Origin of the sequence: uncultured Flavonifractor sp., from assembly GCF_944383115.1 — a bacterium.
GTDB lineage: Bacteria > Bacillota > Clostridia > Oscillospirales > Oscillospiraceae > Flavonifractor.
Genome location: NZ_CALWOJ010000050.1, coordinates 1 through 15,251, shown reverse-complemented (window position 1 = coordinate 15,251; position 15,251 = coordinate 1). Strand labels below are relative to the sequence as shown.

13 protein-coding genes and 3 tRNA genes are annotated in these 15,251 nt (G+C 62.1%); 7 read left to right on the top strand and 9 right to left on the bottom strand.

All coding sequences use genetic code 11. From position 1 onward, the window contains the following. Positions 1–154 precede the first annotated feature (154 nt). Genes Q0K43_RS06875 through Q0K43_RS06865 form a run of 3 tightly spaced genes read right to left on the bottom strand, consistent with a single transcriptional unit; the run spans position 155 to position 3,056 of the window. Positions 155–859, bottom strand: a complete 705-nt coding sequence (locus tag Q0K43_RS06875) for a GNAT family N-acetyltransferase (protein ID WP_297289820.1) — start codon at positions 857–859, stop codon at positions 155–157. Beyond that, positions 856–1,995 (bottom strand): sensor histidine kinase, encoded by a 1,140-nt coding sequence (locus Q0K43_RS06870; protein ID WP_297289819.1) that lies wholly within the window; start codon positions 1,993–1,995, stop codon positions 856–858. Before Q0K43_RS06870 ends, Q0K43_RS06875 begins: the two co-directional genes overlap by 4 nt. Further along, positions 1,992–3,056, bottom strand: coding sequence for a lysylphosphatidylglycerol synthase transmembrane domain-containing protein (locus Q0K43_RS06865; RefSeq protein WP_297289818.1), 1,065 nt, complete (start codon positions 3,054–3,056; stop codon positions 1,992–1,994). Before Q0K43_RS06865 ends, Q0K43_RS06870 begins: the two co-directional genes overlap by 4 nt. A gap of 198 nt (positions 3,057–3,254) precedes the next feature. On the opposite strand from Q0K43_RS06865, the gene vanR reads away from it, so the two are divergent. From vanR to Q0K43_RS06845, 4 genes are all read left to right on the top strand, one after another. Next, entirely contained in the window at positions 3,255–3,947 is a 693-nt protein-coding gene (vanR, locus tag Q0K43_RS06860) for a VanR-ABDEGLN family response regulator transcription factor (RefSeq protein ID WP_297289817.1), read from the top strand. Between the two features lie 98 nt (positions 3,948–4,045). Continuing rightward, positions 4,046–4,122 (top strand) — tRNA-Met (locus Q0K43_RS06855). Positions 4,123–4,191: 69 nt separating this feature from the next. After that, positions 4,192–4,266 (top strand) — tRNA-Glu (locus Q0K43_RS06850). 3 nt (positions 4,267–4,269) lie between these two features. Further along, positions 4,270–4,345 (top strand) — tRNA-Val (locus tag Q0K43_RS06845). 94 nt (positions 4,346–4,439) lie between these two features. Here Q0K43_RS06845 and Q0K43_RS06840 read toward each other — a convergent pair. From Q0K43_RS06840 to Q0K43_RS06815, 6 genes are read right to left on the bottom strand one after another with little or no spacing between them, the layout of a single operon-like run. After that, positions 4,440–5,711 (bottom strand): zinc ribbon domain-containing protein, encoded by a 1,272-nt coding sequence (locus Q0K43_RS06840; RefSeq protein ID WP_297289816.1) that lies wholly within the window; start codon positions 5,709–5,711, stop codon positions 4,440–4,442. Between the two features lie 14 nt (positions 5,712–5,725). Further along, positions 5,726–6,961 carry a zinc-ribbon domain-containing protein gene (locus tag Q0K43_RS06835; protein WP_297289815.1) on the bottom strand — a complete coding sequence of 412 codons (1,236 nt, stop codon included), beginning with the start codon at positions 6,959–6,961 and terminating at the stop codon, positions 5,726–5,728. A gap of 3 nt (positions 6,962–6,964) precedes the next feature. Beyond that, positions 6,965–7,903, bottom strand: coding sequence for a zinc ribbon domain-containing protein (locus tag Q0K43_RS06830; RefSeq protein WP_297289814.1), 939 nt, complete (start codon positions 7,901–7,903; stop codon positions 6,965–6,967). After that, positions 7,900–9,156 carry a zinc-ribbon domain-containing protein gene (locus tag Q0K43_RS06825; RefSeq protein ID WP_297289813.1) on the bottom strand — a complete coding sequence of 419 codons (1,257 nt, stop codon included), beginning with the start codon at positions 9,154–9,156 and terminating at the stop codon, positions 7,900–7,902. The genes Q0K43_RS06830 and Q0K43_RS06825 overlap by 4 nt, the downstream gene beginning before the upstream one ends. A 14-nt stretch (positions 9,157–9,170) precedes the next feature. Beyond that, positions 9,171–10,439: a hypothetical protein gene (locus Q0K43_RS06820; RefSeq protein WP_297289812.1), complete on the bottom strand. Its 1,269-nt coding sequence runs from the start codon at positions 10,437–10,439 to the stop codon at positions 9,171–9,173. 1 nt (position 10,440) lies between these two features. Then, complete coding sequence (locus tag Q0K43_RS06815; protein WP_297289811.1) at positions 10,441–11,148, bottom strand: serine/threonine protein kinase; 708 nt, start codon at positions 11,146–11,148, stop codon at positions 10,441–10,443. Positions 11,149–11,246: 98 nt separating this feature from the next. On the opposite strand from Q0K43_RS06815, the gene Q0K43_RS06810 reads away from it, so the two are divergent. The 3 genes from Q0K43_RS06810 to Q0K43_RS06800 are packed head-to-tail and all read left to right on the top strand — an operon-like array spanning position 11,247 to position 15,012. After that, positions 11,247–11,681: a helix-turn-helix domain-containing protein gene (locus Q0K43_RS06810; RefSeq protein WP_297289810.1), complete on the top strand. Its 435-nt coding sequence runs from the start codon at positions 11,247–11,249 to the stop codon at positions 11,679–11,681. A 45-nt stretch (positions 11,682–11,726) separates the two neighbouring features. After that, the gene (locus Q0K43_RS06805) at positions 11,727–12,854 is read left to right on the top strand and encodes an S-layer homology domain-containing protein (protein ID WP_297289809.1); all 1,128 of its coding nucleotides are present in this window, start codon (positions 11,727–11,729) and stop codon (positions 12,852–12,854) included. Between the two features lie 34 nt (positions 12,855–12,888). Next, positions 12,889–15,012 carry an S-layer homology domain-containing protein gene (locus Q0K43_RS06800; protein WP_297289808.1) on the top strand — a complete coding sequence of 708 codons (2,124 nt, stop codon included), beginning with the start codon at positions 12,889–12,891 and terminating at the stop codon, positions 15,010–15,012. Positions 15,013–15,251: the final 239 nt, after the last annotated feature.

The following is a 15,251-nucleotide window of genomic DNA, read 5'->3' as shown; positions in this document are numbered from 1 at the left end:
GTGACCCTGGGCACGGTGGACGAGCGGTATGTGCTGGGCCGGGCCCTGTGGGTGATCCTGCCCTTCCAGGATTTCGGCCCCATCGCCCACGGCGCAGAGGCATAAATGCAGAAAAAGGCCGCAGACAATTTGTCTGCGGCCTTTTTTATGCCCATTAAAACAGCCAGAACAGCAGCTCCTCCGACAAGGTCATGCCCACCTTGCGCTGGAGGGCCAGGGAGGGGGCGTTGTCGGTAAATACCTGGCCGTAGGGGTACTTTCCCTGCTCCAGGCAAAAGGCGGTCATGGCCAGCAGCAGGGCCTCGCCGATGCCCCGACGGCGATACTCCGGCAGCACCTCCAGCATCCCCATGGACCCCTCGATGTGGGTGCCCACGAACCCGGCGGGCCGCCCCTCCACAAAGGCCCCCAGCATTCCCCGGTCAATGGCGTCCTCCATGTAGGCCACCCCGCCGAAGGAGTGGCTGTAGTGTTCCTCCGCCCATACTGCCCAGCTGCGGTCCAGCCGCCGGATCTCCCCGCCGAAGGGCGGCACGGCGGGGGACCGAGGGGCCAGCCAGGCCGACTGGCGGCAGATCTGCTGGGCCTGAAAGCCGAAGTGGGCGGCCAGGACGTCCTTGTACCACATCTGATGGCCGGTGAGGATGACACACCCATCCAGCATGGGGAGCATCTCATCCAGGGCGGCGGGGGTTTCCGCGTCCAGGAACCACACCTCGCTGGGGGGATCGTAGAGCAGCACCCCGTCGGGTCCTGCCCGGCGGATCTGGGCGGTTCCCCGGCGGAGCACCTCCAGCATATCGATGTACAAAAGCCGGTTGCCCGTCAGCCGGGCCAGGGCGATCTCTTTCTGTGTCATGCCTTTCCTCCTCGGTACAGGGGCAGGGAGATGATAAAGCTGGTCAGCTTGCCGTTGCTCTCGCAGCGGATGGAGCCGCCGTGAAGCTCCACGATCTCCTTGGCGATGGCCAGACCCAGTCCCGCCCCGCCGGTGCGGGTGGAGCGGGCGGCGTCCAGCCGGTAGAATTTCTCAAAGATATTGGCCAGTTCCCCCTCGGGGATCTCCAGCCCCTCGTCCCGGATGGTGATCTCGGCCAGATTCCCCTCCGCCCGGGCCAGCACCTCCACCGTGCCGCCGGGGATGGAGTAGCTCACCGCGTTGCGCAGCACGTTGTCGAACACCCGGGCCAGCTTGTCCGGGTCCCCCCGCACCACCAGATGGGGCTGGATGTCGGGGGCGCAGGTGAGGCCCTTTTCCGCAAAGAGGGGGTAGAACTCGTCGGCCAGCTGCTCCAGCAGCATGGACAGCTGGATGGGGATCTTTTCCCCCGCCTCGCTGTCCAGATCCATTTTGGTGATGTCGAAGAACTCGCCCAGCAGCTCTTCCAGCCGCAGGGCCTTGTCCAGGGCGATGCCGGTGAATTTGGCCCGCTGCTCCGGGGCCAGGCCGGGATCGTCGTGGAGCAGGGTGAGATAGCCCACCACCGAGGTGAGGGGGGTCTTGAGGTCGTGGGCCAGAAAGGCCACCAGATCCCCCCGGCGCTGCTCCGCCTCCCGGGCGGAGCGGTCCCGGGCGGCCAGCTGGAGGCGGATGGCGTTCAGGTCGTCCTGGATGGGGGAGAGTTCCCGGGGCAGGACCACCGGATCTTCCCTTGATTCCACCATCCGGCGGGTGGCCGCCCGGATGTCCTCCAGCCAGTGGGTGAACCGGCCCATGGCCAGATAGAAGGCGACCAGCATGAGGATCATGGTGCAGATGGTGAGGATCTCCTGCTTGTTGTTGCGGATCAGGGTCTGGTAATAGTAGGCTGCCGACTCGGGACTCTGGCCGAACAGGTTCTCAGCCGCCCATAAAAAGAAGCGGGCAAAGGGGTCCTGAAGCACGCCGTCGATGACTACTTCCAGCAGGAAGAGGCCCGCCCCGCCGGCAATGAGGGTGCCCAGGATCACCAGCAGCAGCATCTTCAGTTTGAGGCGGGTGTATTTCCCTTTCACGGTGTACCTCCCTCTTCCTGGGGATGCCGGCGGGCGGCAGAGCGTTTGGCGAACCGGACCACCGACCACAGCCCGCCCAGCAGCAGTACCTCCAGAAAGGAGGCAAAGCGCCACAGTACCATGCCTACCGTCAGGTGGGCCCCAAAAATGGGGCCCATAAACAGGTAGAAGCTGCCCTCCGCCCCGCCGGCGTTGCCCGGCAGCATAATGATGCGGGAGAGGACCATCACCAGGCACTGGACCATCACCAGCGTCCAGAAGGAGTGGCCGGTCAGGCCCAGGCCCCGGTAGAGGAAGTAGGGGATGGAAAACAGGGCGGTCAGTTCCACAAACATACCGGCGTACAGCCAGATCAGCAGCCGCTTATTGCCCTGGAAGGCCCGCAGCTGCTGGCAGAATTCCTCCACCTTTGCCATGCCCTTGTCCACCATGCCCTCTTTGGCCATCACCTTCCAGTGCCGGGAGAGGAAGGTGAGGATGCGGCGGATGAGCCGCTGGATGGGGGCGGGGCGCAGGGCGGTGAAGATGGCCAGGCCGCACAGGAAAAGATAGAGGGCGATCAGTACGCCCGCGCCCACCACGGCGGCGCCCAGGCCGATCCGCAGCCAGAATACCTCGTAGATCAGGGCGGCCACGGCGTAGGCGGTGTATACCATCGTATTGGCCACCGCCTTCCAGGTGTAAATGGAGGCGGTGTAGGTGGCGGACATGCCGGCGTCGTACATCAGCTTGAGCTGGACGGGGGCCCCGGCGGGGCCCAGCTTGTAGTAGAACTCCCCGATGTAGGCCGCGTCGAAACAGCCGGCCAGCTTCATGGGGCAGCCGGCGGCCTTGCCCATGCCGTAGAACAGGATGGCGTCCACGCTCTCGCTGAAGGGGATGCACAGGGCGGCCAACAGCAGCCAGAGAGGCTGCACCTGGGCCACCAGGGCCTGCAGATCCATGGTACGCTTCACATGGACGATCAGGCAGATCAGGATCACGCCCCCGATGCTCAACCCCGCAATGGAAAAAATGCGGTTGAACAGGGCGGCCTTGCCGTGCTTTTTCGTGTCGCTCACTTCCGTTCCTCAGAGTTTGGAGGTTGTCCCGGCCACCGGCCTGTGGAAACAGTAACCACTATTGTACCACCATCGGCGGGAAAAGTCACCACCGAACCGGGGCGGCAGCCCCTATCTTATGATTTTATTACATTTTTTCCGCCTGCTTGACGAAAATACAGCGTGGCCGGTATAATCGGAGCAAAGGAGGGGATGGCTATGGAGGCCAACATTCTGGTGGTGGACGACGAGCCTGAGATCGCCGATCTGGTGGAGGTCTATCTGCAAAGCGAGGGCTGCACCGTCTACAAGTGCAACACCGGCACCCAGGCCCTGGCGGTGGTGAACAGCCGGTCGGTGGATCTGGCCATTCTGGACGTCATGCTCCCCGACATCAGCGGCTTCACCCTGTGCAGCGAGATCCGCAAGGATCACCATTTCCCGGTCCTCATGCTCACCGCCAAGGTGGAGGATATGGACAAGATCACCGGCCTTACCATCGGGGCGGACGACTATATCACCAAGCCCTTCAATCCCCTGGAGCTGATGGCCCGGGTGAAAGCCCAGCTGCGCCGGTATACCCGCTACAACGAGGCGGATAAGGCGGACAGCCGCGACATTCTGGACTTCAACGGCCTGGTGATCAACCGGGCCACCCACGAATGCCTGTTGTATGACAAGGAGCTGAACCTTACCCCCATCGAGTTTGATATCTTGTGGATGCTCTCGGAAAACCGGGGCCAGGTCATCTCCGCCGAGCGGCTGTTTGAGAGCGTGTGGGGGGAGAAGTATCTGGACCGGAACAACACTGTCATGGTCCATATCCGCCGGTTAAGAGAGAAAATGGGGGAGCCCTCCCGGAATCCCCGGTTCATCAAAACCGTGTGGGGGGTCGGCTATAAGATCGACTGAGGGTTTGGGAGAAAATTTTGAAAAAATCCGAAAAAATCGTTGACAAACGCCGCCGCGTCCGATATACTATCTCTTGCCCTGTTTATCCGGGCGCAAATGGCGGCATAGCTCAGTTGGCTAGAGCATACGGTTCATACCCGTAGTGTCCCCGGTTCAAATCCAGGTGCCGCTACCAGACCCAAAAGACGGCACACGCCGTCTTTTGGGGTCCTCTTTCCCAGCTCAGGGCCCGCTTGGGCAACATGGCCCGTTGGTCAAGTGGTTAAGACACCGCCCTTTCACGGCGGTAACACGAGTTCGAGTCTCGTACGGGTCACCATATGGAGGCGTAGCTCAGCCGGTAGAGCACTTGCTTCACACGCAAGGGGTCACAGATTCGAGTTCTGTCGTCTCCACCAGCAAAAAGGACATCCGAAAGGATGTCCTTTTTTGTGCGTTCAGAGGAAACGCAATGGCGCGCCGCATACCGCGGCGCGCCATTGTGTTTCTTTGTCAGCCTTCCGGGTCGTAAATGGCGTTGGACAAATCGATGGGGTGGTCGCACTGGTTGTCCACGTCGGTGTCGTTGCCGGAGAACACGGTGCCCGCAAAGTCCAGGGTGATGTCAGTGGGCACGTTCTCCAACAACACGGCGGTGCCGTTGTTCACAAACTGGTTGTCGTGGTAGCGGCTGTCCGAGGCGGACTGGCCGGTGGCGTTGAAGTGGAGGCCCACCTGGTTCTCCATAAAGGTACACCCGGTGGCGTTGATCCAGGCCTCCCCCTGGGACTGGAAGCCGGTCTTGTAGCCGGTGAAGGAGCAGCCGATGGCCCAGGCCTTGGTGGGAGCGATGATGCCGGTATCGGCGCCGTTACCCACGAAATCCATGTCGTAGAAGTAGTTGATCCAGTAGAAGCTGGCGCTGCCGTCCATGGTCACCGAGCCTTTGAGGGTGGTGCGGTCCGCCCCCTGGTCGGTGCAGCCGTAGAACTCATAGGAGCGGCTCAGGGTCAGATCCCCCTCGTAGGTCACCGGGGGCAGGTAGATGTACACCAGATCGGAGGGGGCGATGTCCCGGGCGGTCTGATCCAGCAGGGCCTGGAGGTCCTCCACGGTGTTCATGGGGGTGTCCTCCCAGTGGTACTCGTGGGTGATGATGGCGGTGACGTGGATGTTCTGGCGGACCCGGATCACGTCACCGTTCTTCATCTGGACGGTCCAGACGATCTGGGACTGGCCGGAATTGCCGGTGAAGTCCAGGGAGCAGATCATGGCGGCGTCGGGGGAGTAGTCCTCGTCGTGACGGGGTTCCCCGGCGGTGAGGGGATCGGCGGCGTTCTCATCGGGAACCACCTCCACGGTGACGGCCTCCACCAGAGGCTCAAATTCTGCCCAGGCGTCGGCGCCGGTGGCGGCGTCATTGACGTACCACCGGGAGGGCCAGCGATACTGCTCGTCGGGGGAACCCTGCTGGTAGATGTCGGGGGCGGGGGCGCAGCGGTCGTTGGGCCAGGCCACCAGCAGCTGGTAGGTCTTCTCCCCGCTCTCGTAGTACACCTCGCCCAGGGCGTCAAATTCCTGGGGCTCATAGGGGCGGTTACAGTACCAGACTGCTCCGCCGATGGCGGCGGCCACCGCCAGGATCAGCAGGCCCACCAGCAGCTTTTTCAGCAGGGGATTGGCGGTCTTTGCCTGTTTCCGGGGGTGGATATCCTTGGCGCAGTGGGGACAGAAGGCGGCGTTTTCCGGCAGGTCCGCGCCGCAGTGGGGACATTTGTGTTCCATGGTGGGATTCTCCTTTACTCAAAGGTGGCCTGGGACAGATCCAGGGGTTGGTCGCAGCGGTTGAGGATGCCTTGGGCGTTGGCCCGGAAGATGGAGCCCTGGAAGTTGAGGGTTATGTCGGTGGGTACGTTGTCCAGCCGCACCGCCACATCGTTGCCAAAAAAGCGGTTGTCGTTGTACATGGAGTGGTTGGCGTATTCTCCCGTGCTGTCGAAGTGGAAGCCGATGCCGTTGCTTTGGAAGGTGCAGCCGATGACGTTGACCCAGTTGGTGCCGTAGGCATAAACCCCGGTGTCCCAGCCGATGAAGGTGCAGTTGGTGGCCCGGAAGGGAGCGGAGCCGGAGAGACCGGTGCCGCTGCCCCTCCCCACAAAATCGATGTCCTGGAGATAGGCAATCTCGCCGTCGGGGGCCACCACCTGAACAGGGCCGGTGAAGGTGGTGCGGTTTCCGCCTTCGTCAGCGGAGCCGTACAGGTTCAGGCTCCGGTCCCGGATGGTGATCCCACCCTCATAGGTCACCGGGGGCAGGTGGAGGTTGATCACCGCCACCGGGTCGTTCGCCTGGCCGCCGATGGTGTCGATGAGGGCCTGGAGCTCCTCAGCCGTGTCCATGGGGTAGTCCTCCGGGTGGTAGTCATATACCGGGATGGGAACGACCTCATAGGTCTGCCGGAGGTAAATGGTGTCTCCGTTTTTCATTTGGAAGGTCCATACCAACTCTGCCGTGCCGCTCTCCCCGGTGAAGTCGATGAGGGAGATAAGGGGGCACTCAGGCGTCCCCTCGTTGTAGGCGGGCTGGGAGCATTGGAAGGGGGAGGGGCTGTCCTCCTGACCGATGAAGGCCGCGCTGACCTCCTCTACTTCCGCCAGGAAGGCGTCGGAGACATCGTTGCCGGTGCTGTCGTTGATAAACAGCCGGGAGGGCACCCGATACTGGCCCTCCGGCTCCCCGGGAATGGTCATCTCCGGCACGGGGGTGTAGCGGTCCGTGTGCTGGGTGAGCAGGAGCTGCCAGTCCCCGTAGTGGACCTCCCCATAGCCGTCGTAGGCCTTGGGGGCGAAGGCCAGCCACAGCCCCAACCCCACGGCGGCCAGCACCGCCAGAGCCAGCAGTCCAAGCAGCAGTTTTTTCAGCAGGGGAGTGGCGGTTTTCGCCTGTTTTCGGGGATGAATGTCGGTGGCGCAGTGGGGGCAGAAGGAGGACTCCGCCGGCAAAGGTGCGCCGCAGTGGGGGCATTTGTGCGCCATGACTTATCCTCCGTTCCCCTGGTAATCCAGCATGGTGTAGCCCAGCAGGTTGTAGTCCTGATCCAGCAGCAGGTAGCACATCCACCGGTCCTTACGGGGCAGGAACTCCTCCAGCCGCTGGATCTCCCGGCACTGGCGCTCCGGCTCCGGGCCGTGGAGGGTGTGCCACAGGGCGTAGGTCTGGGGGTCGTCCTCCCGCAGCACGGGGCCCTGGCCGGTGTTGTAGCCCTTCAGGAACCACACCGCCCCGGAGGAGGGGATATCCTCCGGCGGGATGTAGGTGGAGAAATCCTCCTCCCAATTGCCCTCAAAGGCGGCCAGCTCCGCCTCGTAGAGGTGGGTGAAGTCGTAGTCGCAGTTCACCACGTCCATCTGCCACTTGCCGCCCCCAAGGTTGGTGGGGGAGCCGATGAAATAGCCCATCAGGTGGGTGTTGTCGTCAAAGATCATCAGAGCCACCCGATTATTGGAGTCGCTGCCAGCGTTGTACATCCCCCGTTCCCCCACGGCGTTCTGGGCGCCCCGGGAGGACACCAGAGTGGCCATCTGGAAGCTGTCCACCAGATAGTCGTCGATGTTGTCGCTGGTCTTGATGGTGGTGCGGAAGTCGATGCAGGTGAGGGTGGGGAAGAACTCCTCCAGATATTCGGGAGTGGCCGTCACCATGCCGTCCTCGTCCTCCTGAAAGACCACCGGTGTGGTCTCCCCGGCGGGGAGACCGGTGGGAGGCTCATGGAGCAGCGCCCAGCCCACCAGGGCGGCCGCCGCCACGATGGCCAGAGCCAGCACCCATTTCAGACCCTTCCGCCACATATGGGTGGGGACGGGGGCCGGTTCCCGGGTGCGGATGCTCCGGGCGCAGTGGGGGCAGAAGGAGGCATTCTCCGGGAGAACTGCGCCGCAGTGGGGGCATTTGTGTTCCATAGGGATCATCCCTTTCATGTAAAGGTAGCGCCTCCGGTATCAATGGCATGGTTGTTGGGGTTGAGGATGGTCGCCACGTTGCTGTCAAACAGGCAGCCGGTAAAGTCGATGGTTCTGAGGCCGGGCACCCGCAAAAGGTCCACCGCCACCGTGTTGTTCCGGAAGGTGTTGTTGGTAAAGTCAGTGTAATTGCAGTAAGTTCCGCCGCTGTCAAAGCGGAAGCCGATGTCGTTGTCGGTAAAGAGGCAGTCTTTGGGGTTGGCCCAGGCCTCCCCGCCCACCAGCAGGCCGATCTCCCAGCCGGTGAAGGAGCAGTCCAGCACCCGGTACTGGGCGGCCACGGTGAGGCCGGTGCCGGTGCTGTTCCCCACAAAGTCGATGTGTTCGATGTCGCACAGAGGGTCCTCCTCCGGCGCAAGCACCACCGGCCCTAAGAAGGTGGTGCGCCGGCCCTGTCCGTCGGTGGAGCCGGAGAGGTTGATCCCCCGCCGGTCAATGGTGAGGCCTCCCTCATAGGTCACCGGCGGCAGGTGGATCCGTACCACCGTGGGCAGGGGGACCTCCGCCTGGATCTGGTCCACCAGGGCCTGGAGGTCCTCAATGGTGTCCATGGGGTAGTCCTCCGGGTAGTAGTGGGCGGTGTCCACCCTCTGGAAGTCGATCTTCTGGCGGAGGAAGATGGTGTCCCCGTTTTTCATGGTGATGGTCCACTCCACCTCCACCGGCCCCTGACTGCGGTCGGTAAAATCCAGAGTGGTCAGGGCCAGGCCGTCGTAGGGATTCAGAGGCTTCAGGGGCAGAGAGCAGCTCACCGGGGAGGGACTGTCCGGCGGCTGGATCACCCGGACCTGAACCTCAGACGTCTGGTTGAGGAAGGCCCGTCCTGCGTCTTCGCCGGAGTCCACATGGGCGACAAACAGCCGGGAGACCCGGTCGTAGACCCCGCCCTCCTCCACCTGCATGGTGTGGGCCGCCTCGGGGACTATGTCGGTGCGGCAGGTAAGGAACAGGTGGTAGTCGCTGCCATTCAGGGTATAGGTCAGCTCCCCCCAGGCCCTATATACGTCCGGGGCAAGGGCGTCGGATACCAGCCAGCCTCCCCAGCCAAGGGCGGCCAGCACCAGCAGCAGGAGAGTCCGCTTCAAAGGCTTCAGCCACCAGCGGACGGGTGTATCCACCTCATGTCGGGTGCGGAGGTTTTGGGCGCAGTGGGGGCAGAAGGAGGCTTCCGCTGGAAGGGGCGTGCCGCAGTGGGGGCAGCGTAAATTCATAGCACTCGCCTCCCTCAGTCAAAGGTGGCCCGGGTGAGGTCGGTGGGGTGGTCGGCGGGGTTGGAGAGGTTCAGGCCGTTGCCGGAGAAGGCGCAGCCGTTGAAGTAGAAGGTCTTGCTCCCGGGTACCCGGAGCAGCTCCACGGCGGTGCCGTTGTTCCGAAAGGTGTTGCCCTCCAGCATGGTGCCGTTGACGTAGTCCCCCACGCTGTCAAAGCGGAAGCCCACGCCGTTGTCCTCAAACCAGCACCCGGTGGGGTCGGCCCAGTCGTCTCCGCCCACCAGCAGGCCGGTGTCCCAGCCGGTGAAGAGGCAGTCCTGCACCCGGCCGTCGGCCTCCACGGTGAGGCCGGTGCCCGAGCCGCTGCCCCGGAAGTCGATGTTCTCGATGAAGCACTGGGGGCCCCGGTCCACGTCCACCGTCACCGGGCCCAGAAAAGCGGTGCGCATCTTCTTGTCATCCACGGTGCCGTACAGGTTGATGGGACGCCCGGTGATGGTGAGACCCCCTTCGTAGTGGACGGGGGGCAGATTGATCCGTACTACCGTGGGCAGGGGGACCTCCGCCTGGATTTGATCCACCAGGGCCTGGAGGTCCTCGATGGTGTCCATGTCGCAGTTGGCCGGGGTGTAGTCCACCACCTCCACCGGCTCGATCACCATCTTGTGCCGCAGAAGGATGGTGTCCCCGTTCTTCATGTTTAGGGTCCACCGGATCTCCGCCTCCCCACGGCTCTGACCGTCAAAATAGAGCGGCGAGAGGGCCATCCCCTCGGCGGCGGGATCGCCCTGATAGGTGGGCTGCTGCCAGGTGATGGGGGAGGGGTTGTCCTGGGGCTGAACCACCTGGACCTGGATAGTCTCAACCTGCTGGCGGAAGACCTGCCCGGCGTCGGCGCCGGTGTCCACATGGGTCACAAAGAGCTTGGCGGCCCGGTCATAATCCCAGTCTTCGATGGTCTGCACGGTGTATTCCGGCTCCGGGGCGCTGTCGTTACGGAAGGTGGCCGCTAAATGGTAATCGTTGCCGTTCAGACGGTAGGTCAGCTCCCCCCAGGCGTCGTATGTGTCGGGGGTAACGGCGTCATAGAGCAAACAGACCGCCGCAGCCAAGGTGGCCAGCGCCAGCAGAAAAAGGACCCGCCTCAGTGGCCGGAGCCACCGGCGGACCGGTGCCTTCGCCTCCCGCCGGGGGCGGAGAGCTTCCATGCAGTAGGGACAGAAGGAGGCCTCGCTGGGGAGGGTGGCGCCGCAGACAGGGCAGGGCCTGGTCCCGCCGGTCATGTCACAAGACCTCCATCAGCCGCAGCACATTGCGGTAGCGGTGCTGGGGATTGACGTGGGTGCAGCGGTCCACGATGCGGCCCATTTTGCCTGCGGCCAGCTTCTTGGAGGGATGCTCTCCGGTGAGCATCACGTTGATGAGTACCCCCAGGGAGTAGATGTCGGTGCGGATGTCCGACTGGGACAGGCCGTACTGCTCCGGGGCTGCAAAGCCGGTGGTGCCCAGGATCTGAGTATCGTTGTCGTGCTCCGGTTTATGTAAGCGGGCGGCGTCAAAGTCGATGAGTACCGCCTCGTCTCCCCGGAGGATGATGTTCTCCGGCTTCACGTCCCGGTGGACGGCGCCGATGGAGTGGAGGACCCACAGGGCCTTGCACACCTGCCGGACGATCTTTCGGGTCTCCTCCGGTGAAAAGAGGGCCTCCTGCAGCAGGAAGCCCAGGGTGTCGCCCTCCACAAATTCCTCCAGCGTCAGGACCTTGCTTCCCTCTACCGCCACCTCGTACACGGTGGGCAGGTTGGGACAGGTGTAGTCCAGCAGCTTTCGGTAGACTTCCGGATTGCCGGTGAAACGGCGCAGGATCAGACGCCTGCCGGTGGCGTTGTGCCGGATGAGCTGTACGCTGCCCCGGGGGCTTTCCTTTAAGATCCGGACCAGCTCATACTCTTCCTGAAGCGCATTTGACAGCCAGGTATAAATAGAAATCACCCCTGAAAAACCTTGTACACTATGCAGTGGGCATATTGTATCCAGGTACAAATTGTTGTAAATTTAGTATAAACGATTTCCATTTGAAAGTAAAGGGAGTGATAGGATTGGAAAATAAGACCACAGGCGATCTGAGCCATGCTCTGATGAGCGAGGCCAACATTGACTCTTATCTCCACGACAATCAGCCCTTCTTTGCCAACCAGAGCATTGCGGAGCTGCTGGCGGAGTTATATGAGAAGAAGGACTTTTCCAAGGCGGCCCTGGCCCGGAGGGCGGGGATGAGCGAGGTCTATCTCCACCAGGTTTTTGCCGGCCGGCGCAATCCCTCCCGGGACCGGCTGCTCTGCCTGTGCGTGGGGCTGGAGACCACCCTGGAGGAGGCCCAGCGGCTGCTTAAGCAGGCCGGCTACGCCCCCCTCTATCCCCGGCTGAAGCGGGATGCCATCATCAGTTTCGGCATCGTACATCACATGGAGCTGGGAGAGATCAACGACAAGCTGTTTGCAGAGAACGAAAAAACGTTGTTTTGATGCAGGTTTGGAGACGATTTGGAAGAGAGTGAGGAGATCAAGGTCATGAACATACGCAAAAAGGTCCTGTCAGCGGTGCTGGCCGGCGTGCTGAGCCTGTCTCTGCTGCCCGGAGCTGCCCTGGCGGCGGAGAGCCTGGATAACTTTCAGAGAGTCAATGCCTATGCTGCCGGGACCTTTACCGATGTGGCCGCCGACAGCTGGTATGCCGGCAGCGTAAAGGATGCCTATGAGCTGGACCTGGTGAAGGGGAGCAGCGCCACCACCTTCTCTCCCAACCAGAACATCACCATCGGTTCCGCGCTGGCGCTGGCCTGCCGCCTGCACAGCATCTACCACACCGGCAAGGCCGACTTCCAGCAGGGTGAGCCCTGGTACCAGGTGTATGTGGACTACGCCATTTCAAACGATATCATCGCCAGTGACGAGTTTACCGATTATAACGCCAACGCCACCCGCCGCCAGTTCGCCGGCATCCTGGCCAAGTCTCTGCCCTCTGACGCGCTGAAGGTCATCAACCAGATTGAGCCGGGGGACATCCCCGATGTGGATATTGGCTCCTCCTACGGGGCGCTCATCTATTTCCTGTACGGGGCGGGCATCCTCACCGGCAGCGACAAGTACGGCACCTTCCAGCCGGAGACCCCCATTGACCGGGCCTCGGTGGCCGCCATCATCTCCCGCATGGCTCTGCCCGAACAGCGCAAGCAGGTGACGCTGGAGAAGAAAGAGCCGGAGCCCAACCCCGGCACCCCGACGCTCACCCCCGGACAGCTGAGCAGCCTGAAGAATGACATCGACAAGGCTGGTGAGGCCATTGCCGGCGGACAGAGATCGGCCAAGATCGTGGAGGACTCTTCCATGCCCAATCTGGTGGGTCCCACATCCACCCTTTTGATCATGACCAATGGTGTGACGGCTGTGGGATTTTTGGATCTGGCCCGGGATGTGCTGAAGAATGTGGATGCCATTCCCATCTCCTATGACGGATACACCAGCCTCCAGGAGTTGATCAAAGTGACCCGGGATGACCTGTGGAATGAGTGCAGCGGGCACCAGAACAAGATCAACAAATATACCTGGAGTCTCTATTTTGATCAGGGCTGCGCGTCCATGGACAAAGCTGAGAGGCGGATCGCCGCCATACAGGAGATTATTGCCACCCTGGGATAACAAGCCCGCAAGTCAATGACAAGGAGGAACTGAGATGAAACGCAAACTGTTGAGCCTGCTGATGGCCCTTGCCCTCATGGCGGGCCTGATGCCGGCGGCTCTGGCGGCAGACAACATGGACCACTTCAAAAAGGTCAACGACTATCCCGCCGGGAAATTTACCGACGTGGCCGCCGACAGCTGGTACGCCGAGAGCGTGCAGAAGGCCTACGAGCTGGATCTGGTGAAGGGGAGCAGCGCCACCACCTTTTCTCCCACTCAGAACCTGACCATCAGCTCCACCCTGGCCCTGGCCTGCCGCCTGCACAGCATCTACCATAACGGCCAGGCCGACTTCCAGCAGGGTGAGCCCTGGTATCAGGTGTATGTGGACTACGCGGTGGAAAACGGCATCATCACCGCCGGCCAGTTCACCGACTACAACGCCAACGCCACCCGCCGCCAGTTTGCCGGCATCCTGGTGAAGGCCCTGCCCGACGACGAGCTGAAGGCCATCAACACCATTGAGGACGGGGAGATCCCCGACCTGGCCGCCGGGTCGGCCAACTATGAGGATATCTACACCCTCTACCGGGCGGGCATCCTCACCGGCAGCGACAAGTACGGCACCTTCCAGCCCGAGACCCCCATTGACCGGGCCTCGGTGGCCACCATCATCTCCCGCATGGCCCTGCCCGACCAGCGCAAGCAGGTCACCCTGGAAGAGAAGCCGGTAAACGTCACCGCCATCACCCTGGATAAGACCACCCTGGCCCTCCAGCAGGGGGAGAGCGGCAAGCTCACTGCCTCCGTCACCCCCGCCAACGCCACCGAGACGCTGACCTGGACCAGCTCCAACAAGAACGTGGCCGATGTGGCCGCCGACGGCACCATCTCCGCCGGGACCCCGGGCACCGCCGTCATTACCGTGACTGCCGCCAGCGGTGTGAAGGCCACCTGCACCGTCACCGTGTCCAAGCGGGCCCTGTCCACCCAGCCCCTCTACGAGGACTCCAATGTGAAGATCTCCTTTGTGCGTATTGAAAAGGCCAAGTATGATGCGGGCGAGGCCGAACTCTACCTGGATGTGGACAACAAGACGGGCAGCCAGATCACCGTCCAGTGCGACGCCATCAATCTCAACGGTTATACTTTCAACAAGCTGGTCATGAGCGACGATGTGTCGGCCAACTCCATCGGCACCGTCAACCTCACCATTGAAAACTTTGACTCCTCCCTGGTGAACCTCAACAGCGTGGAGACCGTCGGCGGCCAGTTCCGCATCATTCTCGGCGGCGTGGGCAGCGGGTCTAAGAGCCAGACCATCCGCTTTGACGCCACCAACCTGTACACCAACAAGACCGACAACACCATCCCCACCGTCAGCGGCAAGGAAAAGCTGTACAGCGACGACAATGTGGAGTTCTATTACGGCTATGCCGAGAATTACCGCTACTCCAGCGACGGCAGCCGGATCGAGGTCTATCTGCTGGTGCGCAACAAGACCGACAAGACCGTGATGATCCAGAACGACACCCTTATCGTTGACCGGCGCAGCTACAACAATACCATCATGTCCGACCCCATCCTGCCCCACTCCACCGGCTACGTCAACGTCAGCGTGGAGGACTACAACGGCCCGGCTCCCTCCTCCATCACCACCGTGGGCGGCGACTTCCGCATCATTGACGATACCGGCAACAACAAGACCTACACCGCCACCATGGGTTCCAGCGGCGGCAGCGGCTGGGGCGACGATGACGACGACGATCACGGTTCCTCCTCCGGCGGTTCTTCCTCCGGCGGCAGTACCGGCGACATGGATTTGGACGCCACCTACAGCGGCTATTCCAACATCCCCGACTTCGGCGGCATCTTCGGCGTCATCCCCATGAGCGAGGAGCCGGACGACAACTCCACCATGTATGTCTATAACCTGAAGGACATCCCCGGCGGACCCAGCAACCGGCTGGATGTGCTGGACCTCTACATCAAGCTGCTCAAGGGTAAGGGCTTTGTGTACTCCAACAGCCAGGGCGGAATAAGCTATGGCTACACCTATGACGTCTATAATAGAGGCATATTCCCCTCCCTGGAGTATATGGTCAGCGTGGGCACCATCTACAAGGGCACCACCCCCATTGCCATCGCCATCAACGTGATCGACATGCAGAAATGACCCGCTGCCTGTTCCTGTGAAAAGCGGCCGCCTTCGGGCGGCCGCTTTTTGCGTGGCCGGCGTTTCCATACTTGCGGTTTTACACCGGGCGTATTACAATAAGGTTGTACAAATCAGACAAGGAGGTGCCCCATGAAACTGACCTTTTTCGGCGCAGCCCGCGCCGTGACCGGCAGCTGCCACTGTGTGGAGTGCGGCGGGAAGAAGATTCTGGTGGACTGCGGCCTGCAGCAGGGCAG